Source organism: Paenibacillus ihumii, assembly GCF_001403875.1.
Classification (GTDB): Bacteria; Bacillota; Bacilli; order Paenibacillales; family Paenibacillaceae; genus Fontibacillus; species Fontibacillus ihumii.
Map to the genome: position 1 here is coordinate 473,070 of NZ_LN884298.1, position 25,048 is coordinate 498,117.

At 48.8% G+C, this 25,048-nt stretch carries 21 protein-coding genes and 1 pseudogene; 12 read left to right on the forward strand and 10 right to left on the reverse strand.

Annotation, left to right across the window (positions count from 1 at the left end; all coding sequences use genetic code 11):
• Positions 1-50 precede the first annotated feature (50 nt).
• Entirely contained in the window at positions 51-812 is a 762-nt protein-coding gene (locus BN2762_RS07070; RefSeq protein ID WP_055106308.1) for an ABC transporter ATP-binding protein, read from the forward strand.
• Complete coding sequence (locus BN2762_RS07075) at positions 802-2,745, forward strand: FtsX-like permease family protein (RefSeq protein ID WP_055106309.1); 1,944 nt, start codon at positions 802-804, stop codon at positions 2,743-2,745. The genes BN2762_RS07070 and BN2762_RS07075 overlap by 11 nt, the downstream gene beginning before the upstream one ends.
• A 1,098-nt stretch (positions 2,746-3,843) precedes the next feature.
• Here BN2762_RS07075 and BN2762_RS07085 read toward each other — a convergent pair.
• Positions 3,844-4,521: a polysaccharide deacetylase family protein gene (locus BN2762_RS07085; RefSeq protein ID WP_055106311.1), complete on the reverse strand. Its 678-nt coding sequence runs from the start codon at positions 4,519-4,521 to the stop codon at positions 3,844-3,846.
• A gap of 428 nt (positions 4,522-4,949) precedes the next feature.
• Positions 4,950-6,362 carry a helix-turn-helix domain-containing protein gene (locus BN2762_RS07090; RefSeq protein ID WP_055106312.1) on the reverse strand — a complete coding sequence of 471 codons (1,413 nt, stop codon included), beginning with the start codon at positions 6,360-6,362 and terminating at the stop codon, positions 4,950-4,952.
• Between the two features lie 224 nt (positions 6,363-6,586).
• On the opposite strand from BN2762_RS07090, the gene BN2762_RS07095 reads away from it, so the two are divergent.
• Positions 6,587-6,931 carry a helix-turn-helix domain-containing protein gene (locus tag BN2762_RS07095; protein ID WP_055106313.1) on the forward strand — a complete coding sequence of 115 codons (345 nt, stop codon included), beginning with the start codon at positions 6,587-6,589 and terminating at the stop codon, positions 6,929-6,931.
• Between the two features lie 174 nt (positions 6,932-7,105).
• A pseudogene (locus tag BN2762_RS27535) lies at positions 7,106-7,418 on the forward strand (IS3 family transposase); the annotation flags it as partial.
• A 54-nt stretch (positions 7,419-7,472) separates the two neighbouring features.
• Here BN2762_RS27535 and BN2762_RS27540 read toward each other — a convergent pair.
• Positions 7,473-7,745 carry a hypothetical protein gene (locus BN2762_RS27540; protein ID WP_222861036.1) on the reverse strand — a complete coding sequence of 91 codons (273 nt, stop codon included), beginning with the start codon at positions 7,743-7,745 and terminating at the stop codon, positions 7,473-7,475.
• A gap of 154 nt (positions 7,746-7,899) precedes the next feature.
• Between BN2762_RS27540 and BN2762_RS07100 the strand changes: the two genes are divergently transcribed.
• Positions 7,900-8,331 (forward strand): hypothetical protein, encoded by a 432-nt coding sequence (locus tag BN2762_RS07100; RefSeq protein WP_055106314.1) that lies wholly within the window; start codon positions 7,900-7,902, stop codon positions 8,329-8,331.
• A 208-nt stretch (positions 8,332-8,539) separates the two neighbouring features.
• On the opposite strand, the gene BN2762_RS07105 is transcribed toward BN2762_RS07100, so the two are convergent.
• A complete protein-coding gene (locus tag BN2762_RS07105) occupies positions 8,540-9,127 on the reverse strand; it encodes an NAD(P)H-dependent oxidoreductase (RefSeq protein WP_055106315.1) in 588 nt (195 codons plus the stop codon).
• A 120-nt stretch (positions 9,128-9,247) separates the two neighbouring features.
• Here BN2762_RS07105 and BN2762_RS07110 point away from each other — a divergent pair, with 120 nt between their 5' ends.
• Positions 9,248-9,676, forward strand: a complete 429-nt coding sequence (locus BN2762_RS07110) for a MarR family winged helix-turn-helix transcriptional regulator (RefSeq protein WP_055106316.1) — start codon at positions 9,248-9,250, stop codon at positions 9,674-9,676.
• A 196-nt stretch (positions 9,677-9,872) separates the two neighbouring features.
• Here BN2762_RS07110 and csaA read toward each other — a convergent pair whose 3' ends face one another.
• Positions 9,873-10,202 carry a chaperone CsaA gene (gene csaA, locus BN2762_RS07115; RefSeq protein ID WP_055106317.1) on the reverse strand — a complete coding sequence of 110 codons (330 nt, stop codon included), beginning with the start codon at positions 10,200-10,202 and terminating at the stop codon, positions 9,873-9,875.
• A 107-nt stretch (positions 10,203-10,309) separates the two neighbouring features.
• The gene (locus BN2762_RS07120) at positions 10,310-11,503 is read right to left on the reverse strand and encodes a helix-turn-helix domain-containing protein (protein WP_055106318.1); all 1,194 of its coding nucleotides are present in this window, start codon (positions 11,501-11,503) and stop codon (positions 10,310-10,312) included.
• Between the two features lie 304 nt (positions 11,504-11,807).
• Between BN2762_RS07120 and BN2762_RS07125 the strand changes: the two genes are divergently transcribed.
• From BN2762_RS07125 to BN2762_RS07145, 5 genes are read left to right on the forward strand one after another with little or no spacing between them, the layout of a single operon-like run.
• Positions 11,808-13,520, forward strand: a complete 1,713-nt coding sequence (locus tag BN2762_RS07125; RefSeq protein ID WP_055106319.1) for a fumarate reductase/succinate dehydrogenase flavoprotein subunit — start codon at positions 11,808-11,810, stop codon at positions 13,518-13,520.
• Positions 13,521-13,546: 26 nt separating this feature from the next.
• The gene (locus tag BN2762_RS07130; protein WP_055106320.1) at positions 13,547-13,783 is read left to right on the forward strand and encodes a 4Fe-4S dicluster domain-containing protein; all 237 of its coding nucleotides are present in this window, start codon (positions 13,547-13,549) and stop codon (positions 13,781-13,783) included.
• 39 nt (positions 13,784-13,822) lie between these two features.
• Positions 13,823-14,977, forward strand: a complete 1,155-nt coding sequence (locus tag BN2762_RS07135) for an ABC transporter substrate-binding protein (protein WP_055106321.1) — start codon at positions 13,823-13,825, stop codon at positions 14,975-14,977.
• A 2-nt stretch (positions 14,978-14,979) separates the two neighbouring features.
• Positions 14,980-15,747, forward strand: coding sequence for an ABC transporter permease (locus BN2762_RS07140; protein WP_055106322.1), 768 nt, complete (start codon positions 14,980-14,982; stop codon positions 15,745-15,747).
• A gap of 52 nt (positions 15,748-15,799) precedes the next feature.
• Entirely contained in the window at positions 15,800-16,612 is an 813-nt protein-coding gene (locus tag BN2762_RS07145) for an ABC transporter ATP-binding protein (protein WP_230202447.1), read from the forward strand.
• Positions 16,613-16,662: 50 nt separating this feature from the next.
• Here the strand turns inward: BN2762_RS07145 and BN2762_RS07150 are convergent, their stop codons facing one another.
• The 4 genes from BN2762_RS07150 to BN2762_RS07170 form a co-directional block, all read right to left on the reverse strand.
• Complete coding sequence (locus BN2762_RS07150; protein WP_055106324.1) at positions 16,663-17,430, reverse strand: TerC family protein; 768 nt, start codon at positions 17,428-17,430, stop codon at positions 16,663-16,665.
• Positions 17,431-17,795: 365 nt separating this feature from the next.
• Positions 17,796-18,857, reverse strand: coding sequence for an LLM class flavin-dependent oxidoreductase (locus BN2762_RS07160; RefSeq protein WP_055106326.1), 1,062 nt, complete (start codon positions 18,855-18,857; stop codon positions 17,796-17,798).
• A gap of 181 nt (positions 18,858-19,038) precedes the next feature.
• Entirely contained in the window at positions 19,039-19,962 is a 924-nt protein-coding gene (locus BN2762_RS07165) for a pentapeptide repeat-containing protein (protein WP_083484796.1), read from the reverse strand.
• 229 nt (positions 19,963-20,191) lie between these two features.
• Positions 20,192-20,530, reverse strand: a complete 339-nt coding sequence (locus tag BN2762_RS07170) for a zinc ribbon domain-containing protein YjdM (RefSeq protein ID WP_055106327.1) — start codon at positions 20,528-20,530, stop codon at positions 20,192-20,194.
• Positions 20,531-21,028: 498 nt separating this feature from the next.
• Between BN2762_RS07170 and BN2762_RS07175 the strand changes: the two genes are divergently transcribed.
• A complete protein-coding gene (locus BN2762_RS07175) occupies positions 21,029-25,021 on the forward strand; it encodes a glycosyl hydrolase family 18 protein (protein WP_230202448.1) in 3,993 nt (1,330 codons plus the stop codon).
• The last annotated feature ends 27 nt before the right edge of the window (positions 25,022-25,048 follow it).

Genomic DNA, 25,048 nt, shown 5'->3' on the forward strand with positions numbered 1-25,048 from the left:
GATGGCGGTCCCTTTTATAATGGAGCTACCGAATAAAGGAGTGTGGAGAAATGGCGATACTGGAAGCCACAAAAATTCATAAAAGCTACGGCAATAAATTCAATAAACAAGAAGTGTTAAAAGGGATCGACCTGAGCATCGAGCAGGGCGAGTTCATCGGGATCATGGGAGCCTCAGGCTCCGGGAAGACAACGCTGCTGAATGTTCTCTCTTCCATCGATCAGGTGAGCGGCGGCATTGTGCTCATTGAAGGCCACGAAATGACGGGCATGAAGGAAAAAGAGCTGGCGGAATTCCGCAAGCGGCATTTGGGGTTTATTTTTCAGGATTATAATCTGCTGGATACGCTCACCGTGAAGGAGAACATCCTGCTGCCGCTGTCGGTTTCCAAGGTGTCCAGGAAAGAAGCTAACCAAAAGTTTCAAGCCGTCGCGACCGAGCTGGGGATTGATGAGATCAAGGATAAGTATCCGAATGAAATTTCCGGCGGGCAGAAGCAGCGAACTTCAGCCGCCCGGGCGTTTATCCACGAGCCGAGCATTATTTTTGCGGATGAGCCTACGGGGGCTCTGGATTCCAAGTCGGCCTCGGATCTGCTGAACAAGCTAAGCGAAATGAACAAGAAGCGGCAAGCCACGATTGTGATGGTGACGCATGATCCAGTCGCTGCGAGCTATTGCAGCCGGGTTATTTTTATCAAGGATGGCCAGATCTACACGCAGTTAAATAAAGGGGAAGAGACGAGACAGGCCTTTTTCAAGGACATTATGAAGACGCAAGGGGTACTAGGAGGGGTGCAGGTTGAGCATTAACTACATCATTCTCCGCAACCTCAAGAAGAACGTCAAAAATTACTACCTGTATGTCTTCGCCCTCATTTTCAGCGTAGCGCTCTACTTCGCTTTCGTCACGCTGCAGTATGATCCCGCTATGGATGAGATCAAAGGAAGCATCAAGGGCGGGGCGGCGATCGGTGCCGGATCGATTCTGTTAGTTGCCATTGTGTCTATCTTCTTGCTGTATGCCAACAATTTGTTCATCAAACGGCGCAGCAAAGAGATCGGTTTGTTCCAATTGATCGGGCTGACCAAGAACCGGATATTCCGTATTCTAACGGTGGAGAACTTCATACTCTATTTCGGCTCACTGCTGATCGGGATGTTCGTCGGGTTCTCTTTTTCCAAACTGATTATTATGATTCTATTTAAAATTACTGCGGTAGAGACCGGGGCAACGCTAAGGTTCTCTGTTCAAGCCGTTATTCAAACGGTTATCGTGTTCCTGGCAATTTATTTGCTGATCATGCTGATGAATTATACTTTTATGAAGCGGCAGAGTATCCTCTCTCTCTTCAGAGTACGGTCATCCACGGAAGAGAAGGTGAAGAAGGTATCGGCATGGGAGATGATTCTCGGGATCCTCGGCTTAGCCTTAATCGCGCTGGGCTATTATATTTCCACGAAGCTGTTCAGTGGAGACTTTATGGCCATGACTGAATTGTTCCTTGCGATGGTAGTGATTCTCGGCTCGGTGATCGCGGGAACGTATCTGTTCTACAAAGGGTCGGTGCGGTTCATCTTCTATTTAATTCGCAGGCAAAAAGGGGGCTATCTGAACATCAACGAGGTTCTGTCCCTCTCCTCCATCATGTTCCGCATGAAATCCAATGCTCTATTGCTGACCATCATTACGACGGTATCGGCATTGGCCATCGGCCTGTTGTCGCTCAGCTATATTTCCTACTATTCCGCAGAGCGGTCGGGAAAGAACAGCGTGCCTAATGATTTCTCGTTTACGGTGCAGGAAGATGCGGATAAGTTCAAAGAGGCTCTGACCTCCAGCGGTATTCCGTTTCAAGAAACGTTCATTGATGTGCTTAAGACGCAAGCGGATTTCTCCCAGGTGATGGATAACGGATTTGACGATAGCGACCCTAATGCAAAAGTGGTTCCCATCAGTGTCATTAGCGATACGTCGGTCAATGGGCTCGATCTGACCGAAGGGGAGACGCTGCTTACGGGATATAACGATATGATGAAGACTTTTTTAGCGATAAAAGATAGCGGCGAGATCCAATTCATGGGCCAGCAGGAGGTGATCCCCCAGCAAATCCAGGCTGTGGAACGCAAATACTATGTATCGTGGCATTTCACTAGCGGCCTACCAATAGCCGTTGTGGATCAAGCCGTATTCGAACGATTGAAGCAGGATGCCGACCCCGAGATGCAATATAGATCCTCCGCGTATATCGGGTTTGATATTGCTGATGGGGCCAAGCTGGACGAGGCTAACGTGATATTTGAACAGTTAGCATTAGGCCAAGGCAGCGCCAATGAATCGCAGATCGCCGTCATACGCAACCAGCAGCAAACGATGGGACTGATCATGTTCGTGGTCGGCTTCCTGGGACTTACCTTCCTGATGACCTCCGGCTGCATTCTGTACTTCAAGCAGATGGATGAAAGTGAGGAAGAGAAGCCGAACTATACGATACTCCGGAAGCTCGGCTTCACCCAAGGAGATTTATTAAGAGGTATCCAAGCGAAACAATTGTTCAACTTCGGCATTCCGCTTGTTGTTGGGGTCAGCCATAGCTATTTTGCCGTGAAATCAGGCTGGTTCCTGTTCGGCACCGAGCTGTGGACGCCCATGATCCTGGTCATGCTGCTGTATACGGAGCTTTATTCGATCTTTGCGATCCTTTCGGTAATATATTACAAGCGCGTAATTCGGGAGGCGTTGTAAGAGTTCAATGCTTTGGTGGTTCGTCGCGATGTCATGGTAACAATTGGCGATGCTTTGAGAGTGCGTGCTGATGCTCTGGGAGTTAGTGGCGATGCTATGGGGGGCGTGCGATGCTATGGCAGCGCTTGGCGGTATAGGAGTGAGTGGCGATGCAGCAGGAGTGCGTACGGTGCTTTGAGAGTGCGAGGCGATGCCATAGGAGTACGTGGCGATGCCATAGGAGTACGTGGCGGTGCTATGGGGATGCGTGCGATGCTATGGCAGCGCAATGGTAGCGCAATGGTAGCGCAATGGTAGCGCAATAGTGGTACGTGCTATGGGAGTGCTTTGATAATGGAATGGCAACAATACAAAAAGGGGTCAACTCATTGTAGTGGGGAGCTGTATGGGCGGCCAGCCGGTATTGGTACGGTACGGGCGCCGACGATATGGATAGGTTTTATGTAAAAGTCGTTACTGGTGCAGTATCGGTTTGGTACGGGTAACCTCGCTATGGTAGGGTTCTATGTAATTTTACTGGATTTGTTGTATTTAAATATTCCTCTCTATCACTGAATATACATTTAGATGGATTTCCTGTAGTTAATAATGAAGTTTGGAGGGAAATAGGCCCAAAAGGGATGGACTAGATGCATGATATCCAACTATTTCGGCTAGCTTCCACTATAGAGCTGGATTAGAATCATGAAATCCACTTAATTCCTCCCCAAGTGTTGTTGGTATCGCGAGTGACATTGGCGGCTCTAGTAGATGTTGGCGTTCTAAGTAATGTTCGCGGCCCAAGTAGTATTAACATTCTAAGTGATGTTCGCGGCCCAAGTAGTGTTAACAGCAGTGAACCAACGGTTGAGCAGTTGAGGTAAAACATGCAAACCTAAAGAATCGAGCAGTCATAAATGACTGCCCGGTTCTTCTTTTATTACTAGCTTTTATATTTTACGCTTGCTGGATCTGAATTTGTTCTGTTTCATCCAACTTTTCTGCATACCAAGGGACATACATGCCCTTTAGCAGTAATCCATCGATTAAGTATCAGGGCTTGTTGAATAAAAAATAAAGGTATGCTGATTTATTCTCAGCATACCTGTTTACGCACTGCTATTGAGTTGGAGTGCTCATATTCAATAGCTCTGTAACCGTCACAAGCTTGACCCCATCGTCTCTGAGCTGCTTGATGATCCTGGGCAAAGCTTGAACCGTACAAGATAAATCCTCCCCTTTTCCACCGCCGGAGTGAAGCAGGATAATCGCTCCTGGTTGGATTTGCGCAAGTACATTGGTTTCTACCTGCTCTGGAGTCAACTTCTTCCAATCGAGGGAATCAACATTCCAATTAACTATCTTCTTTCCCTGACTCGCTAACCACTGGATTTGCCCTTCTCTGATATTTCCATACGGCGGGCGAATAATACTCGGGGTATATCCGGTATACTGACGGATAAGGTTGTCCGTTTTAATCACTTGCTTGCGAAATTCATCGTCCGATATTTTGGGAAGGTTGGCGTGGTTATAAGAATGATTTCCGAGGAGATGACCTTCCTCAACCATTCGCTTGACGATCTCGGGATGAGCTTCGACCCGGTTTCCCACCACAAAAAATGTAGCCTTCACACCCTCTCTTTTTAAAGTATCCAGCACCAATGGCGTAAAGTGATCATCCGGTGCATCGTCAAAAGTCAGGGCGATTTCCCGTTTAGATGGGGAACCATTCAATATGAAAGTACTGCGGTACTTCTTCCGCAGGTCCGCCAAAGAGAGCGGATGGGGCTTGCGCACATTTCAGGCCCGCCTGCCAAATCAGGCGTAGCAGACTTAGCCCGCAATACTTTCGATTGTTTAGATTTGGCATTCGGCTTAACCTGCTGCGTTTTTGACTTGCCGCCTTGCGCACAGCCGGAGAACACACATAGGACTACGAGACAAATAATGATCCAACGAACCTTCACGGCAAAACACATCCTCCTGAACTGAATTTATTGTTATGCCCTAGGGTTCGTTATTCTGAGCTAATTTATGTAAAGCAAAGGATCGTTAATTTGCCGCTGGAGATCTCGCTGGATCCCTCGTTAAACATCCGCAGGATCAGCCCTTAGCCTCCCAAGCCATGAATTAATGACTGTGTGGAAAAATTAGAAGATACGTCAGTAACTTTAGTGACACCAAGTCCCCCACTCCCACCGGGAAGGACCAAAGTCAGAACGAAACTACACACAATCAGCAGCAAAGCCCCTTTTTTCCTCATGATTCCTTTGCACCTCACTTATTAAATTTGTATATTGCTTCTTCATCTCCGGTGTTGCCCATGTCCGATATTTCTCGAATAACCCCACACACCGAATAACTACCGCTTCACTGTAGAATGCAGCACAGCCTTCCAGACATGCGATGATGTAATTCATTCCAAGCTCGACCCGTTCTGTCGATAAATAATAGGCCGCCAGTTCGGCTAACAAACGCGTATGTTGATCTGCTGCGATTCCAGCATGATAACTCCCGAAGGCGTGCTCACGTCCCTCAGATTTTAAATCAGGGCCGAAACGTTCCAGGATGTGGTCCACTTGAAAACGATGGCGGTTAGCCGCCTCCGTGATTTTGAGCAGGGCTGATACCTTCTCGCTATCATGGGAAGCTACGTATTCTGCATATTCCGGCAGAACCTCCGCTTGTCCGGCCATCAGCCGGTATAAGCAAGCATTAGCCCGCCCCCACTCCTTAAATTGATCCAAGATCACATGTTCTTTCTCGCTACAACTCTGTACCCGGCCGACTTCTGTATACAACGAGACCATGTTCAAGGCCTGTTCATAATCTCCCCGGGCTTCGCAAACGTTAGCTCTCAGCAGATAAGCATAAAGAATGTAGAAAAGTACAGGTCTTCGCGTTCCCCTTTGCTCCGATTCTGGGCAAAGCTCCCTTCGCTGCTGATCGCAAGGGCCAGGTCTGTATTGAATAACTGCCTTGCGCCCCAACTCTTCAGCAAGTTCCTCAACTTTGGTCCAACGTTGATTTGCTGCATAAGTATCCGCCAGATCCTTAAGCGCATCCAATTGAACCCCTTCCCCCAAGCGCCCTACATAAGGCTCAAAAGAAGCCGCCAAGGATAGATCAGCTTCCCGGTCATCCCCGAGTTGAATCGTGAATAATCTGTACCGACAAAGAGCTAATCGTTCCGAATGCTGATATTTTTCACTTTCCGCTACACACTGGTATAATAGCGCCGCTGCTTCATTTTCCCCTGCTATATACCACTGCTCTGCGAGCACAAAAAGATGTGGGGCATATGCTAAATTATCCATGACCGTCATGATGATGTGCTGGATACAATCCAGCCTATTCAGCTCCACACAACGTTGGAGCAAAGGTCTTAGCCTGCGCCAATCTGGCGATGACTCCATCAGAAATTCCTCAATATATAACTCATATAAACTGCCCTCCGCCAACCCCATAGCCATACATATGCGATCCAATTGAAGAATCGACATCCGCTTGCGAGAATTAATCAGGCCGCTCAGTGTTCCAACATTCACCCCGGAAATATCCGAAAACTGATGCAGCGATAAACCGTTCTCTTTAATGTAATCCTCCAATAGCTGCCGGACTGAGGCTGTTGGCTTCATAGATCTAACCTCCTTTCTAAAAGATAGGAATGTAGTTATGATAAAAATTCAACGTAGATCAGCAGATGAGAAAAGATTGTGATTATATGGAAAATTATACCTCACATTACAGGAGGTATCAATATTAAAACGATTTTTAAATTATTCTAAAGTCGTTTTAGCTAACTCCACCCCTCTCTTTCCTTGGTCTACACTTTTCATATAGAGAGGTTGTGGAAAATATTATGGAATTATCCGTATCTATTACACAGCGAATCGGTGCAAAAATTCGACTACATCGTATAGCCAAAAATTTGACACAAGAACAACTTGCAGAAGCGATTGGCTCTACAGCATCCTACATCGGTCAAATTGAACGCGGCGAGAAGAACATACGACTTGATACAGTTGAGAAAATAATTACTGCTTTAGATTTATCGATCGAGCAGTTATTTGATAATGAGCATGAAGCCTTTCTGCAGTCTAAAAAGTGGGTTTGGGGTAGTATTAACCTGATGCTTCAACAGGATGAACGTACTCAACGTAAAGTTTATCGAGTCATTCGGGAAATGTTATCGGAAGAGGAATAGCTGAAAGATGAGAGCCATAGAAATGAGGCTTGTGCATGGCTTGGGATCGCAAGAGCTACCTAACTATCGTTGGAAAACAGTCGTGAAGAAAAAAAGTACAGATACAGCGTGGAGAAATTCAAGAGCTTTGCATCCGTCATAAATTCCGGTCTTAAAGTATAGCGACCGAGGGGCGTATGTACATCTCAGGCTTATCAGGCTACGATAAAGGAAAAGGTATTGCATGAGCATGTACCGTAAAGGAACGCCTGCTGATAATGCCCCCATTGAATCGTTTCATTCCACACTAAAGTCTTAAACGTTCTATCTCGAAGGGCTAATCCGTATAACGACTGCAATCGTGGTACAGACCGTCCGAGGTACATCGCTTACTATAACTCAATTCGCGAATCAAACGAAACTAAATAACCAGTCGCCGATGAATTTCCGACGACTGGCTGCTTTAGTTTTTTTTGTTATTAGAAAAAATCTTGTACATGGGTGTTAGTTTTATCATACGAACCTGAAAATGAAATTGAACCACCTAAAGGAATAGAGACGCTTATAGAAGTACCAAGTTCTTGATGGGCATAAGCGCCATACCCATCATAATATGAAGCAGGTGCTGATTACTAGACACTACTCTTGATTGAGTAATGGGTTTTACATCATATTTAACTACATCATCATAGTTAACTATTCTAACTTCATGATAAGTCGTATGCTCACTACCTGGGCGCATATTATTGACATCAAAATTAGAATTAATTTTATTCCAGAATAGATCTTTGGATTGAGGAGATAATTCATTGATATTAATTCCTAATTCTTGCAAAACAGAGTCTTTATGTAATTTAGTTGCAAAACATTATTTGGAACTACAATAAGAAATAACATTACAAGCGATAGTAAAAAAGTTAATTTTTTTCTTCAATTCATCAACACTCCCTTAATCTTAAAATCAAAATCTAAAAAAGGTGGAATGACTTGTGCAACAAAATTATAAAAGGTATTTTTTGATATCATCACTCCTTTTGATAGTATTAGCTATCCTTGTTGGTTATTATTATCAAACTGTTTCAAGATTAGAAAGCAGCATTGATAACGACTTCAGAAACTCACTAGCTACAATGCAACAAATATTAAGTAGTGGGAATGAAAAGAATCATATTATTATTCAAGCATTGCAAGTGAGCAGCGAAATGGACTCAATTGGCAAATATACATCATTTGATAATTCCAATATTTCTATTACAAAATACACCAAACATTTAAAAAATTATTTTGCTAACTGTTTAGTAAACGAACAGTACGATGCAAAAATGGATTTAGATTCTCTTTCAGAAATATTTTCCAAACTATATAATGATCCTACCAAGGATTCCCATATAAGTCTACTAATTGAATATACTTCCCTTTAAAAGGCTAAATCCTGCGTTCTTGATGGCCACTTATAATATCGTAGAATACTGAAGACTTTAGCAATTAATAAATACAAAAAACACCGGCTCACACCGGTGTTTTTAGATATCCTTTGCAACTTTTTCTAAGTCCTTCTCCTGAATATCGGTAATTAGTTTACATTATGTTTCTCTAATAATTCTCACTCACACTGCAAACTTATTAACTTCAACTCACCATCCCCCTAAAAAAACGATACACCCTCTCCAGCTTCTCCTTTTGCTTGCCCTGCGGGCTCTCCATCTTGCCGAATTCAAAGAATTTCACCTTCTTGATGCCCACATAGTTAAACAGCGCTTTGCGCATTAATGTTTTGTGAGCGTTGTTCAACCAGAACAATGGGTAGTGGGTCGGCCCCTTCATCGTTGAAATACACACGACGGATTTCTCCTTCAGCAATCCCTCTGGAAAGATTCCCCCCTTATCTCTATATGCAAATTCCGAGGCAAACATCTGGTCGATGTATCCGAGCAGCATGGCTGGAGGCCGTCCCCACCAGATCGGGTAAATAAACACGATCTTATCCGCCCACATGAGCTGTTCCCTGTATGGGGCTAAATCGGGATCAGCATGCATATCCCTCCTGCGCTTATGTTCATTGAACACAAGGACAGGATTGAAGCCTGCTTCATATAAATCGAGTACCTTCATCTCCTCAATGGCGGCATTCTCCTCACTGCCTCGGATAACCTCCTGTAAAAATGCATAATTCAAGCTTTGATGATTCGGATGTGTATAAATAATGAGCAGTTTCATCGTTTAGTCTCCTTTTACTTATCATTTGATAACAAAAAGGTAGCATACCTCCTATTTTATTGTCAAATGATAATTGTTATATGATAATCGTTTTGTTATCGTGTGTGTAGAGGTGATTCTATGGGCAAGAGCGAATTGTTCCAGAAATTCGTGGCCTTTGTCTCGGCCGTTCATGAAATAACGAATCATATGACCAGAGATATTAGATCTGAAGACATTACGCCCCTTCAATATAAAATGCTTGAATTCATTTCGATCAGCCAGCCGGTAACGCTGAGCAAAATCAGCGAATGCTTGCACATTTCCATGCCAAATACGAGCCGGGAGCTGCGGAAGCTAAGCGAGAAGCAGCTATGCGACAAGGTAGTGGACGAAGCCGACCGGCGCAAGCAATATATTCGTCTTTCCAAGCAAGGGGAGGAGATGATGAATGAGGCTTTTGGGCGGGTGGAGTCCCGTTTTGCTGAAAGAATTGCTCATGCTACCGAGGAGGAGCTGCAAGAGATCGAGCATGCGCTGGATATACTGCGCAGCAAGGTTTTTTACTAAGGAAGAGGAGATTTCGCCCCCATCAGGCCCCCTGATTTCCTTCGCCTCGCAAATGAGATTGAATCCAGAATTCCTTAAGAAGAAATAAAAAGCCTAGCGATAAAGCCGCTAGGCTAGTTTAATTCAGGCAATATTTAGAGCTTCTCGCAAAGCATCCGTATCCGTCCGTGGAACGAAAAGCACCTGCCAAATACGGTTAAGCGACAGGCGTGCCATTCTCCACAGGCTGATCCGGTCGTAATAGTACAACATCGCCTTCACCGGGAACGCCACCAATGACGAGCACTTCCGATTCAAAGCCCGCGATCCGCCTCACTGGAAAATTCACTACAGCGGCTACTTGCCGGCCTATAAGCTGTTCTGGATTATACCTTCTCGTGATCTGGGCGGAAGAACGCTTGATGCCGATCTCCCCGAAATCAATTTCTAACTTAATCGCCGGTTTCCTTGCTTCCGGAAAGGCTTCTGCTTGGATCACTGTTCCTATGCGAATATCCAACTTCAAAAAATCCTCTATCGTTGCCACGTCGAGTACTCACTCCAATTTTTACAGTGTGGCCCGTCAGGCCTTATAGTTTTATTATATTCTATTGCATCTCCTAATCCCAGCAATCCGTCACCGGAGAATCCGTCTTAATACACAGCCTCGGAAGACCATTCTCCCCGGATAGGAGCATCGGGAACGGGCTGCAGCCTCAGATGCTTTAATGCAGCCTGCAGGTACACCGTCTCAACATTGAGCGAATCAGCCTCACGCCCCTTGAGATCAGAATCAAGTGTATCCAGCTTGTGCAGAGTGTGCAGATCGCGCTCATAAATCGCCGCATCCCAGCGAACACGCCGCAGAACCTTGGCAGCGGTTCGTTGGGGAACTCCTGTTGCACGATGTATCAGCGCAGCAGCCTTGTCCAAATGAACCCGAATCATCTGATGTGCTTTTAGATGAGCCTTCAGATAAGCGGTCGTCACTGCCGGATTTGCTGCCGCCCACGCCTTGCCCGCCACGATTCCGGTCAAATAATCCTCGCCCATGCCTTCCTCGAACAGGATTCGGCCCGCCCCCGCCTCCTGAAGCAGGCTCGGGTACGGCTCCCACATAGCGCTTGCTCCGACCTGGCGGCTCATGATCCGTTCCATGCTTTCCCGCATAGGAGTCGCGACGATTTGCCGAGCCGATATATGCCCAGTAACCGTAATCAACCTTTCCAACCGGGAGCTTGCACTCGAATGCGGCACGGTTGATATTTCCAGCTCCTGCAGATCTTCAACCCGCTGAATCGGACTGCCGGGCGGAACAACAATCGAGATTCCCTTCCCGTTTGGAGTCTTGCCGTCGAAGGCAAGCAGCACGGATTGAAACGAAGGCAGCATTTCGCTTAATTTATGAGCTATTTGAATGGGATAGTCCCCCAGAGATGCGATTTGAACGCGTTCTGTGATCAGGCCTTCCACCAGTTCAATGCCGTTATGGGCGTTGTACCAATCTACTGCCACATCCTTCCCCGGAAAAAGACTGCGGAGCTCTTCCTCAAAGAAGCCAGCCTCCTTGATCAACAGCGCGCTCCACATATGAGCAGTCCCGCTCTGATAGCCAATGGCCACCCGGTCCGGTTCGTGTTCCTGCCTTCTCGGTTCCGACTCGACATGTTCGCGGGTGAAGCCGCCGATCCATCGCTGCAATTGTGCGGGATCGATAAATACTTCCCTGCCGATTTTAATGTACGGCAATCCTTTGGTTTGCCGCCAGCGGTCAATCGTTGCCCGGCTTATGCCGAACAGGTTCATTGCCTCCTGCAATGTAATCAAGCGAAATCCCCTATCATTCATTGATCCCACCTCCGCATTAAATTCCTATAAATTTAATGTGAATAATATGATTTATATCATTGTAATCCAATTCTTCCCACCCAAACAACTTATTTCTTGCTCTATTCCTCATTATTCCTCATTGCTCCTCATCGTTCTATTCCGTATTGACGCCTCTTTTGCCCCGATGATAAGATTCATAGCAAATCGAAAGACATAGTATCTGCATGGGAATAATGAATGTCGACTGGACTTACCGGAGACACGGCTGCCTTCTATAAGGTACTGTGTCTTTTTTCAAGTCCAAGGGAGGTTGCATATCCGGATGGAAACAAGAGTTTATACAACGGATGTACTAATTATCGGAGGCGGAACGGCCGGAACGATGGCCGCCATCAAAGCGAAGGCCGCCCAGCCTGAACTGGAGGTGCTCGTACTAGACAAGGCAGATATTCGCCGCAGCGGCGCGATCAGCATGGGGATGGACGGTCTTAACAACGCGGTAATTCCAGGAAAAGCAACGCCTGAGGAATACACGCTTGAAATTACGGCCTCCAATGATGGCATTGTCGACCAGCGCGCCGTCTTTCGGCAGGCCTCGGAATGCTATGAGATTGTCCAGGAGCTCGACTCCTGGGGGGTAGATTTCGAGAAGGATGCCGACGGAAACTATGAAGTTTACCGGGTTCACCGGAAAGGCCGATATGTGCTGCCGATGCCGAAGGCGAGTGACCTGAAGCTGATTCTGACCAAAAAAGTAAAGCAAATGCGCTGCAAAGTGGTTAATCGGGTCATGGCTACCAGACTGCTCACTTGGGGGAACCAGACGATCGGAGCGCTCGGCTACGACGTGAGGAGCGGCGAGCTTGTCCTCGTGCATGCCAAAGCGGTAGTGATGACGGCTGGCGCGGCCGGAAGAATGGGACTGACGGATTCTGGATATTTGTACAGCACCTACGAGAACCCGACCAACTCCGGCGAGGGATTTGCCATGGCCTATCATGCCGGCGCGGAGCTGACGGGGATCGAATGCTATCAAATCAATCCAACGATGAAGGACTATAACGGTCCCGCCTGCGCTTATGTTGCCGGCCCATTCGGAGGCTATACAGCCAACGCCAAAGGGGAACGGGTTACGGGCTGTGATTATTGGAGCGGCGAACTGATCATGAATATGTGGAAGATGGCCAACAAGGGGGAATGGCCGCTGTTCTTGAAGCTGTCCCATCTAGATGACACGACGATCTCAAAAATTGAAGCCATCCTCCACAATAACGAACGACCGAGCCGTGACCGGTTCCATGCAGGACGCGGCCAAGATTACCGCACCGACATGGTAGAGCTCCATTTCTCGGAGCTTGGGCTGTGCAGCGGTCATAGCGCCTCCGGTGTCCTCGTCAACCATGAAGCAGAGACCTCGATGAAGGGCTTATATGCCGCCGGAGACATGGCCTGTGTTCCGCATCAATATTTGCTGGGCGCACTTACCTTCGGCAGGATCGCGGGCACCAATGCAGCTCATTTTGCGAAGGATCAGGTTCATATCGAGCCCGACCCGGAACAAATCGAAGCGGAAAAAGAACGCATCGCCAGAATTGCAGGCAATCCCGAAGGCGTCCCCCATCAACAAGTGGAATATAAAATACGGCGGATTGTCACGCAATATCTCATGCCGCCGAAGACCATCGTCAAGATGGAGATGGCTCTGGAGAAAATCGCCCATTTTCGCCATGTAGACCTCCAACTGCTTGGTGCCAGGGATCCGCATGAGGTCGGCCGGGCTCTCGAAGTCCACAGCATCGTAGACTGCGCGGAGCTGATGGCCCGAGCGTCGCTGTTCCGCAAGGAGAGCCGCTGGGGATTCTACCATTACTTCCTGGATTATCCAGATCGCGACGATCAGAACTGGCTCAAACGAGTCATCGTCCGAAAGGGCAGCACCGGTGAATGCGAGCTGTATACCAAGGAGCTGCCGCCCTATATTCTGGAGCCAGAGCCAGAGGCGTCCGGCACCGACCAAAAGGCGCCGGCCCATTAACGGTGAAGAAAGGAGCTTAAGATGACATGAGTAATTTGTCCGCCAATTTTATACCACAGCGAGTAGAGGCTAGCGTAATTATCGACCGGGACAAATGCATCGGCTGCAACATATGCATTCAAGTATGTCCGATGGGAATTCTCGCACTGGACCAGGACAACAAGGCTTATATGAAATATGACGAATGCTGGTATTGCACGCCTTGCCAGACGGACTGTCCGGTAGATGCGGTAACCGTCCATATTCCTTATTTAGTAAGATAACATCACTTCAATGATTCACGAAGAAGGAAGGTCGATGCCATGAATAAGCGTAATCCCCTCCAGGCCGCCGGAACGGCCATGACGCTAATCCTCGTGCTACTGCTGCTGCAAGCCTGCGCGCTCCATCGACCGGCATCCGGACCGGAACCGGGGAGCACGGAAAGTGCCCCCTCCTCGCCGGGCACTGCCTCGCCCGCAGGAGAGACCGTGACAATCACGGTCGGCTATCAGTCTCCAACCGCCCAGACCTGGGGCGCGCTGATCATAAAGAATCAAAAGCTGTTCGAGAAATACCTGAAGCAGCAAGCACCTGACCATAATATTCAAGTAGAATGGTTCGATGCTCCGGCAGGCTCCATCCTGAATAACCATATGGCTGGCGGCAAAATCCAGATCTCCTTTTTGGGAGACATGCCTTCCTTGCTGAACGGGGTGCTGGGAGTCACGCAAGCTAACTACAATTCTGTATTTCTCGCCTTCGACGGAAAAGGAAAGCATGGCCGGAATCAGGCCATTCTCATCCCCAGCCATAGCGATATCAAGGAGATCACCGATCTTAAAGGCAGAACGGTGTCCACGCCGATCGGAAGCAGTGCTCACCGAATGCTGCTGGATTCCCTCCGATCGGTCGATCTGGTCGATCAGGTGACGATCGTTGATCAATCCGTCACGGTAGGCATGCAAAGCATCGAGCAGAGCAAGATTGACGCTCATTCCACATGGGAGCCTTACCCGAGCCTGATGCAGTTCAAGGACATCGGCACGGTGCTGCAGCTCGGCGAGGAAACGGGTATCGACTACCTGGCCGGCGTCGTCGCTAATCTGGATTGGGCTAAATCCAACAAACCTTATGTAACGGCCTTCCTTCAGGCCCTGAACGAGGCGCATGAGTTTGCAATCTCGCATCCGGAGGAAGCGGCCCGGATCTTTGAAGCCGAAAGCCAATTCCCGTTGGAAATATGCCTGCAAATGGTGGAGAGCATCCGGTTCGACTCGGCAGTCTATCAAAAGGACCTCGACACGCTAAACGGAAGCATCGAGTTCCTCACCGGGATAGGCAAGCTTCAGGCCAGGCTTGACTTAAAGACATTCGTCGATGACAGCTACTTGCGGACTGCAGTCCAAGAGAGCGGGAAGATCTTTCTGTCCGACGAGGAGTTACAGGGCGAGTGGATAGACGGGAAGGTATATTGAACATGAGAAGGCCAAGAAAGCTTACGTCCTATTCCGTACGCACGCTGTCCATCGCGGTATTCCTGTCGGCATGGATGTGGCTGGTCCGGATGAACATCACCTGGCCGCTTCAATTCGGCAACCTGCCGGACCCCGTGGATATCCTTGCGACCTGGCTATCTTATCTGAAAGAGAGCAGCTACTATAAGGACATATTCGTCAGTTCGGCAAGAGTTCTAAGCGGAATTGTCCTTGCTTTCATTACGGCGGTGCCGATCGGCCTGTGGATCGGGAACCGCAAGCTTGCAAGAGACGCTCTGTTTCCAAGCCTGGAGCTGTTCCGCCCTATCCCCCTGATCGCCTTCCTGCCTGTCGCCATGCTGCTGTTCCCTACGATTGAGAGCAGCATTATTTTTATTACGTTCCTCGGGGCGTTCTTTCCGATACTGATCAGTACGAAGGATGCCGCAGGTAGAATTCCCGCCAATCTTGTACAGGCCGCACGCTGCCTGGGCTGCGGCCCTGCCAGGCTGATATGGCGCGTCTATTTGCCGGCTATGCTGCCGGAGATATTCACAGGCCTATCCGTAGGAGTAGGCGCCTCCTGGATGGGGGTCATTACGGGAGAAATGATGTCGGGGCAAACCGGCATCGGGTACACGACCTGGCAGGCTTATCATTTGCTCGATTACCGCCTTTCTGTAATCGGGATGTTTACGATTGGCATGCTGGGGTTCGCTTCATCCGCTGTGGTTCGAGGACTCGAACGTATGACGATCAAGTGGAAATGAGGTCTTAACAAATCATCGGGAGTGATGAACATTGCATGTAGAAATCCAACATGTGACCAAAGCCTATCCTTCAAGCAGCGGGCATGTCATTCAAGCGTTGGAAGACATCTCCTTAAGCATTGGGGAGAACGAGTTTATCTGTCTGCTCGGACCATCTGGATGCGGAAAAAGCACATTGCTTAAGCTGATCGCCGGCATCGAATCCTCGTCTTCGGGAAGCGTGAAGGTCGAGGGAATGCCCGTAACGGGCCCCTCGCCCGAACGGGGCTTTATTTTTCAGGAATATGCTCTTTTCCCATGGCTCAATGTTCGCGATAACATCTCCTTCGGCCTCGACATGACAGGGTTGAATACAAAAACCAAAAGAAGCATCGTTAATGAATATATCAGCATTCTCGGCTTGGAAAAGGCGGCCAAGCTGTATCCAAAGCAGCTGTCCGGCGGCATGCGCCAGCGGGTTGCGATCGCCAGAGCACTATGCCTTAACCCCCGGCTCCTCCTGTTGGATGAGCCGTTCGCCGCGTTGGATGCGATTCTTCGGCAGAAGCTGCAGGAGGAGATGACTCGCATTTGGCTGCGGGAGAACAAATCCTTTATCCTTGTGACCCATGACGTGGAAGAGGCGATCTATTTGGCCGACAGAATTATTGTCATGACGCCAGGCCCCGGCAGAATCAAAGAGATCCTGCCCATATCGCTCGCCCGGCCGCGTGTCAGAACGGAAGCCGGATTTATTCAATTTCGCAGCAGAATCCTTCGCCTCCTGCAAGCGGATGAACCTGAGGCTGTGGATATGCCGCCGCTGGCTTGCACAGCTAGTGAACGGCGCATGCCATTGCTGCACGAGATTTATAGCTGCCATTAGAAAAGAGGCTGAGCCCAAGTCCTTCGACTCCCGGCTCAGCCCCTTATGCGTTATGACCCGGCCACGGACGGCTTCTTCTCTTTGGAGAGGAACCAGCCTGACGCACCGATGACAATAAGAACAAAATAAAAGATCAGCTTCCAAAGCGTCGAGTGCGCAAACTCGGACGAAATGATGCCCACATCCTCATGTCCCAGCGTTAAAACAGCGAGCTTGACGCCCACCCAACCGACGATGGCGAAGGCGGCAATTTCCAAGCCTGGTCTGGAATGCAGCAATTTCACGAACAGGTTGGCGGCAAACCGCATAATGATCAACCCGATCAGCCCCCCTGCGAACACGACGATAAACTTCCCGCCGTCCATGCCGCCAATTGCCGGAAGCGGCGTATCTGGAAGCGTCATCGCCATGGCGACGGCTGCCAGAATCGAATCCACCGCGAACGCAATATCCGCTAATTCAACTTTGATCACCGTTGCCCAGAAGCCGGACTGCTTCTTTTCCTTCTCGGCTTTAGTCTCCTGCTTCTTAATGAACACCTTTCTGACAATATGATTAATCGCGATAAATAACAGATACAATGCCCCAATCGCTTGAATCTGCCAAACATCGACTAGAAAAGATATGATAAACAACGAGGCAAGACGGAAGACGAAAGCGCCCGCAAGCCCGTAGAATAAAGCTCTCTTTCTATCCGATTCAGGCAGGTGCTTCACCATAATCGCCAACACCAGTGCATTATCCGCGGCCAAAAGTCCCTCCAGAGCGACTAATAATACCAGAACCCAGCCATATTCCAATAAGATTGAAAAATCCATTCTCCATCCCCTTTTCCGAATCGTTCTTGTACTTTTTCTAGTGTTAGCTTGTTGCCTCAGGAATCATTCAAACATTTGCGATCCGTTAACGAACCCCCCTTAAGCCCGTCTAAAAAAATTAAAACCCTTGCCAAACGGCAAAGGTTCAATAAAAAAGACCTTCACCCGTGTAAAAAGCAGGCAAAGGTCTTGCTAACAACAAATTCGTTGCCAACAAAGCCGGAAGACATCATCTTCGAATTGACGACTTTGTTGTATCAGCTACTCCCCTTCAGGAAGAATATTAAGTTTTTTTAAATATAACTGCTCCCCCGGGGATTTGTCAATGGACATGTTCAAGTTTTTTGTCGAAATTGTTTATTTGTTTAAATGTCCCCTTCGTTCTCCGCCTCCCAGCGGGCGATCTCCTCCCGAACCCGCGGCGCAACCTCGGTGCCCAGCAGCTCGATAGCCCGCATGACATCCTCATGCGGCATCGTACCAAGCGGTACGTGCAGGAAGAAGCGGGTGATCCCAACGTTTTTGCGCAAATGAATGATCTTCTGGGCCACCGTCTCCGGGTCGCCTACATACAGCGCCCCTTCGGGACTGCGGGCAGCATCGAAGCTGGCCCGGTCGTAATGGCCCCAGCCCCGTTCGCGGCCAATCACGTTCATGCTCGCCTGCGTGGAGGGGAAGAATCTGTCCGCCGCAGCCTCCGTATCCTCCCCGACAAAGCCATGGGAGTGCGAGGCGATCGGCAGCTTGGATACATCATGCCCCGCCTGGGCCGCTGCCCGCTTATAGAGCTGTACGAGTGGAGCGAACTGAATTGGACGGCCGCCGATGATCGCTAGCACGAGCGGCAAGCCGAGCAGTCCGGCGCGGATTACCGATTCCCTGTTCCCCCCGCTGCCGATCCACACGGGCAGCGGATTCTGAACCGGGCGAGGGTAGACGCCCAGATTATGAATCGCCGGACGATGCTTGCCGCTCCAGGTCACTTTCTCAGACTCGCATAGTTTCAGAAGCAAATCCAGCTTCTCATCGAACAGCTCGTCATAGTCCTGCAGATCATATCCAAACAGCGGAAAGGATTCGATGAAGGAACCCCGCCCAGCCATAATTTCAGCCCGTCCGTTCGAAATGCCATCCAGCGTGGCAAAGTCCTGGAATACCCGTACCGGATCGTCCGAGGACAGCACCGTGACCGCGCTCGTCAGCCGGATCCGCTTCGTCTGAGCCGCCGCGGCAGCCAGCACGACGGCTGGAGATGATGCCGCATAATCCTTGCGATGGTGCTCGCCTACCCCGTAGACGTCCAGCCCGACTTGATCGGCCAGCACGATCTCCTCGACAACCTCGCGCAGCCTCTGTGCATGGCTCATCACCTTGCCGGTATGTACGTCCGGCGAGGTCTCAACAAAAGTGCTTACGCCTATTTCCATAGTAAATCCCTCCTGCTTTATCCATCTATTTCACTTCAATCTAGATCCTTCTCTTAACTTTCAAAAGGTAAGAATCATTCAAACGGTAAGTAATTATCTCTCATTGTATCTCAATTCCAGCGGGAAGGCTATACCTGAACATAAGCTAGTTATAGATGGAATCTCTGGCAGGAGTGACCTTCTACCCGGAGGGCAGCAGCCAATGCATCGGGCGGTTAATTGCCTGTGGCAGCTTGGTATGGGCGTCTCCCTTGGCAGAATTGATCTGAGCCTGGGTGAGAAAAATACTATCCGCAAGATCAGCCCCTCGAAGATCTGCATCCCGCAAATCCGCACCGATGAGATCTGCCCCTCTCAAATCTGCCCCCCGCAGGTCGGCGGCGATCAGATATGCCCCTCTTAAATTGGCGGCTCGAAGGTCTGCGCCTTTAAGCTTAGCTCCGATCAGATCCGCGCCACGGCCAAAGGCTTTCCGGCGAGCAGCCGAGCCCTGCAACGATTGCAATACTGCCGATCTTACAAGCTCGCTAGCCCGAAGAAGCAGCTTATTCACTTCAGCCCGGTGTGCAGCTACATCCAGTTTCAAAAGAATATCCGCGTCAAGATATGTCAGTTGCTCCGTCTTTTCCATCGCTCCTTGAACGTCCTCATGAATGGGGCGTGCAGACTGGATGGTCAGCACCTCGGACAAGTACCATAAGAGCTCATAAAGCTGCCACATCATCGGATACACTTCGAACATGGTTTGAGCCGTATCTGGATACTTCCGCCAGTCACGCCCCTCGAAGGTCCCTTGCGAGACCTGTTGACCCGCACCAAAGCAATCATATACCGTGCAGCCCCGAAAGCCCTGCTGTCTAAGACCCTGGTGAATGCCACAGCGGAAATCAGACTGTAGATTGGGGCAAGGCTGCCCTGGATTTTTATCGATTGCAAAATCAACAGAAGCCGCATAGGGAAGTGCGACACAGCATAGCCCAAAGCAGTTCTCGCAGTCGGCCTGAAGAATGGACCTCCGATCAAAGCCGATGGGAGAAGCAGCTGCTGTATTCTCATTATGCCCATATGTTGTCAAATTCTCTTGCCATCGATCGCTATTTGACATTGTTCATACTCCTTCAAGTTATTTAAGGGCTGCCGATACTCATATATTCAATGTGCAATGTCTTTTTAAGGACGTTTTTTATTCTACTATATATTGCAATTGAGCAGTCAATTTGATCATAATTCCCATGCAATAGATTAGGCTTGCTCCTTCACCTGGGATAGCTTCCTTCAACAAAATTAAAAAACAGCTCCCGCACCTATTTCGTGCAGGAACTGTCTTCTAGCAACTATATTTTCTTCACAAATTCCGATTTCAGCTTCATCGCCCCGAAGCCGTCAATCCTGCAATCGATATCATGATCACCGTCAATCAGTCGGATGTTCTTCACCTTGGTGCCGATTTTGATCACGGATGAGCTTCCTTTTACCTTCAAATCCTTAATCACAGTAATAGAATCGCCATCGCTTAGAATATTGCCATTGGCATCCTTCACGACCTTAGCCTCTTCACTCTCTAGGCTGTCGCTATGAGCCGTCCACTCATGGCCGCATTCCGGACATACCAGCAAATCTCTATCTTCGTATGTATATTCTGAACTACATTTCGGACAATTCGGTAACGGCATAATCTCCAGTTCCTCCATTCATTTATGATGAAATATAATTTGCCAACCCCGGTCAGCATGAGGCTTTTCGGGGGGCTCGCATCTACCTTATATCGTGTCATAGTCCGCTCATAATGGCAAACACGGCCTCAAATACCCCCATTATGATCTCATTTTCCTAGGTGTAAATGCCTAATTATAAGATTTTATCCCTCTTTTATAAATATTTCCCCCTTCCCAATTAACCAGGTAGATTCCATGATTAGATTGTTAACACTTTATGAACATTCATCTTGCAACAAGGAAAGGGGACTGAAAGCTCAACAAGGAATTTGCAAAATCAACCCAAAGGAGGCTGGTGCACACTAAACTATCGCCAATTTTAGTAAACGCTTTCAATATCATGGTGAGAACCTGAGCAACATCCTTGCATGTTGAGGAATCGCACGTTTTTCAATTACTAAGCTAACAGGGGTGAAAATGGTGAACTCAATGGTACCCAGGAAACGCTCAAAATGGGTGATATGGCTTCTGACTTTTGCAATATCTTTCACACCGCTGCTTCATTCCATCACGGCCCACGCTGCAGATGGCAATTCATCTCCTCAGTCTACAACCTACGCAAATGCCCCTGCGTCAGTGACCGCTTCTACTTACACATTTGCATCCCAAGATCCGCTGGCGCCGCAGAATTTAAGGGTCGTGCAGGATTCAATCACCTCTACTGGAGCTACTATAGAATGGGATTATGATCCCGATGATCCAAACCATGTAGGAGATGTCGATGTGTGGCATGCCGATACCGATGAGTATTTCACTTGGGGTAGCGGCGACAGTCGAACGATTGATGACTTAAAGCCAAATACGACTTACAAGCTCTATATTACCTGGTATGAAAGACCGGCCCCAGAAGCAGCATTGCGGCACAAAAGCAATGTGGTCGAATTTACGACCCTCGATGGACCGGGCAAACCCGAGAAAACCGCCGCACCGGCTAATCTTCGGCTAATTGAAGCAACACATAATCAGGCTACCTTTGAATGGAACTACCTTCCAGATGACCCGAATAATATCGATGTCTGGGATGCCGATACTGACAGATATATCACTTGGGGGAACCTGACTACTCATGCGGTCACGAATCTTCAGCCGGAAACCACCTATCGCATTTACATTACCTGGTATGACCACAGGCCTTCTAAAGAATTAAAAAGTAATGTTCTTGAATTTACTACAACGGCAGACACAACCGTGTATGAGGAAGCGCCTCTTGCACCTCCAAGCTTCTTGAAGGTCACGGATGTCTCCGCAGATACGATAACCTTGAACTGGGGCTCCAGCCCAAGGGCGACCGGATACCAGCTCTATGTGAACGATGCCTTGGCAGAGGAAACCGATGGAACTACACTGTCCTACGGCCCCCTTGCACAAGGCAGCATTTATACGTTCGCAGTAAGCGCGGTAAATGACGATGAGCCGGCTTCCGAGAAAAGCAACCTAGTCACCGTAACATGGGGCGAGCTTGCCCAGCCGAAGGGGCTGCAGATCGTGTCAGCTACAAGAAGCGCCGCGGCTTTAGGATGGGCGCCTGTCTCTGGGGCTACAAGCTATGACATTTATCAAGATGGAGCTAAGATCGGCTCCAGCAGCGATAACCGTTATGTAGCCAAGGGACTTGAAGAAGGCAAAACCTATCGTTATACCATTGTTGCCAAGAACAGCTTATGGTCTTCTTCTGCAAGCGAGGAGATCTCGGTAGTACCGGGCAGCAACTACAACAATATTACTTATTACACCTCTTGGTCTGCTAGCCCCACAGAACGCAACTTCCATCCAACAGATATTGATGTATCACAAATCACACATATTAACTACGCCTTTGGCGATATTTGCTGGAAGAAATTCGGCAGCACCGTAAGAGCTTGCGAGGATCCTACTATTCCTGGCCAGGATCGCTACGTCCATAACGGCGAAATCATTATAGGCGATCCGGAATTCGACTTCGTGAATCTGGATTCATTGGCAGAGATCAGAGACCGAAACCCTCATTTGAAGCTGTTGGTTTCCGTCGGCGGCTGGTCCTGGTCCAACAACTTCTCCAATATGGCAGCAACCGAGGAAACCCGCCGCTCGTTCGCGGATTCAGCGGTTAGATTCCTTCGTCAATACAAGCTTGACGGATTAGACGTGGACTGGGAATATCCTGTTGAGGGCGGAGAGGAAGATAACTCCAGAAGCCCTGAGGATCCGGAAAACTACACGCTTATGATGAAAGCCGTTCGCGAAGCGCTGGATGCAGCCGGCTCCGAGGACAACAAGTACTATTTATTAACAATTGCTTCTGCACAAGGCGATAACTTCGTCAGAAATGCCGATCTCGCCAACTCCGTACAATATCTCGATTTTGTTAATATTATGTCCTATGATTTCAGCGGAAGCTGGGAGACGCTGGCGCACCACAATTCACCATTGTTCTATGATAAGGAGCATCCATTGGCATCGACCACAGCTCCAAGAAATCATGTGCTTGGCGGTCTTCTAGGCCATTTGAATGGCGGAGTTCCACAGCATAAATTGATGGTAGGCGTGCCTTTCTACGGAAAAGCATGGGCAGATTGCCCTGCTAACGGTCAATATCAGACCTGCGACAGCATTATGCCGGGAACTTGGGAAGCCGGTATACTGGACTATACAGATATTGAGGAAAACTTCTTGAACAAGAACGGCTATGTCCGTTATTGGAATGAAGCGGCAAAGGTCCCTTACCTGTATAGCGAGGAAACCAAAGGCTTCGTTACCTATAACGACAAAGCTACAATGATGTACACGGCCTCGATCGTCAAATCCTTGGATATCGCAGGCGTCATGAGCTGGGAGATCAGCGGCGACCGCAACCGGACGTTGACTACTCAGCTGGTGAAGGACCTGCCGATCGACGGCAGTGTGAACACTTCTGCTCTAGCAGCTCCTAGCAATCTATTGGCATCTGCATCGAGCGATTCGATTCAAATCCAATGGGGAGCGGTTACCGGAGCAACCGAGTACGAGGTCTATGTGAATAACGTGATGGTGGGAACCACTACGGCTAATCAATACACCATCAGCTCTCTAACGCCGAATACCACTTACAAGATTCATTTGCTGGCGATCGCCAAAGCAGATGAGCAGATTGAGAAGGTATCCGCAGCTTCTAACGTGGTAAGCGCACAGACTTCAAGCGGTTCTGGATCAGATGGCGGTTCTGGCGGTTCTGGAGGCTCCGGAGGTTCAAGCGGCTCTAGTGGAAGCAGCGGTTCGAGCGGATCGGGCACGCCTGCACCAGCTCCAGAGAAGCCTAAGCCTGAAGGACAGCTTGACGCCAAAGTGGTTCTCGATGGAGACAAGGCCGTCGTAACCGTGCCGGCTGATGCGGCAGTCAAGGCTATTAACGATTCTAAATCTCTGAACTTCCAAATCTCTGCTGGCGATAAAGCCAAGCAGGCAGAGCTCCAAATTCCTCAAGAGGTCATTGCCGCACTGGCCAAAAAAGGACCGGAGAGCAGCCTGTCCCTGCTTGTGGATGGAAAGGAGCACCGCATTCCTGCGGCTCTGCTATCCGGAGAGGGAAGCGCGAGCATTTCCATCACTGCTCCGACAGAGGCTGAAAAGGCAGCCTTCGCGGAGCTGCTGCAAGGCAAAAAGGCACTTACAGAGCCTGCCGTGCTTAGAATTGAGAAGCTTAACGCTGATAACACGAAGCAAGAGCTCAAGCAATTCGGCAAATCCAGAGTAAGCGAATTTATTACACTGGATGCAGCCGGCATCGATGCGAAGAGCCTTGTCGGAATCGTCTATATTCCAGACACGAATGAAATTCGTTCCGTGCCTACCCTGGTTAAAGTCAATGCCGACGGGACAATTACTGTGGAAATCAAGAAAACAGGCATCGGCATTTATGCACTGGTTCAATCCAGCCTCCCTAGCCTTCTTGATGTCTCGCCATGGGCCAAAAAGGATGTAGCCGAGGCTATAGCCAAATTGATCGCTACGAGCGAGAATGCCAATCATTTCGGGGCTAAGCAGCATACTACCCGCGCTGAAATGATATCTTTGATCGTAAGAGGCCTGGGAATTATCCCTGGCGACAACCCGTCCGTGTTCACGGATGTAGATCCGCAATCGAAGTATGCCAATGAAATCGCTGCAGCTTATGCAGCAGGACTGATCAAGGGCAGAACCGGCAGCACATTCGATCCTAACGGTCTGGTTACCCGCCAGGAGCTGGCAGTGATGCTGGCAAATGCGATGAGCTATGCTGGCAAAGAGAACAATGCAGCTGAGGATGTGCTGGATAAATTCAAGGATCAGCATGCCATCGGTGCCTTCGCCCGTAATGCTATGGCATTTATGGTAGAGCACAAAGTCCTCTACGGCATATCGGCTGACGAGCTGGCACCTCAAGCGCCTGTAACTCGTGAGCAGAACGTAGTTACCGTAATGAGAATGCTGCGCGCTCTAGAATTATCTAATTAATACCTCGCAATCTTCTCCGCTTAACGC

Coding starts and splice junctions, on each gene's coding strand:
- BN2762_RS07070 (WP_055106308.1), top strand. CDS start 51: ATGGCGATACTGGAAGCCACAAAAATTCATAAAAGCTACGGCAATAAA.
- BN2762_RS07090 (WP_055106312.1), bottom strand. CDS start 6,362: ATGAAGCCAACAGCCTCAGTCCGGCAGCTATTGGAGGATTACATTAAA.
- BN2762_RS07095 (WP_055106313.1), top strand. CDS start 6,587: ATGGAATTATCCGTATCTATTACACAGCGAATCGGTGCAAAAATTCGA.
- BN2762_RS07105 (WP_055106315.1), bottom strand. CDS start 9,127: ATGAAACTGCTCATTATTTATACACATCCGAATCATCAAAGCTTGAAT.
- BN2762_RS07110 (WP_055106316.1), top strand. CDS start 9,248: ATGGGCAAGAGCGAATTGTTCCAGAAATTCGTGGCCTTTGTCTCGGCC.
- BN2762_RS07120 (WP_055106318.1), bottom strand. CDS start 11,503: ATGAATGATAGGGGATTTCGCTTGATTACATTGCAGGAGGCAATGAAC.
- BN2762_RS07125 (WP_055106319.1), top strand. CDS start 11,808: ATGGAAACAAGAGTTTATACAACGGATGTACTAATTATCGGAGGCGGA.
- BN2762_RS07130 (WP_055106320.1), top strand. CDS start 13,547: ATGAGTAATTTGTCCGCCAATTTTATACCACAGCGAGTAGAGGCTAGC.
- BN2762_RS07135 (WP_055106321.1), top strand. CDS start 13,823: ATGAATAAGCGTAATCCCCTCCAGGCCGCCGGAACGGCCATGACGCTA.
- BN2762_RS07140 (WP_055106322.1), top strand. CDS start 14,980: ATGAGAAGGCCAAGAAAGCTTACGTCCTATTCCGTACGCACGCTGTCC.
- BN2762_RS07150 (WP_055106324.1), bottom strand. CDS start 17,430: ATGGATTTTTCAATCTTATTGGAATATGGCTGGGTTCTGGTATTATTA.
- BN2762_RS07160 (WP_055106326.1), bottom strand. CDS start 18,857: ATGGAAATAGGCGTAAGCACTTTTGTTGAGACCTCGCCGGACGTACAT.
- BN2762_RS07165 (WP_083484796.1), bottom strand. CDS start 19,962: ATGTCAAATAGCGATCGATGGCAAGAGAATTTGACAACATATGGGCAT.
- BN2762_RS07170 (WP_055106327.1), bottom strand. CDS start 20,530: ATGCCGTTACCGAATTGTCCGAAATGTAGTTCAGAATATACATACGAA.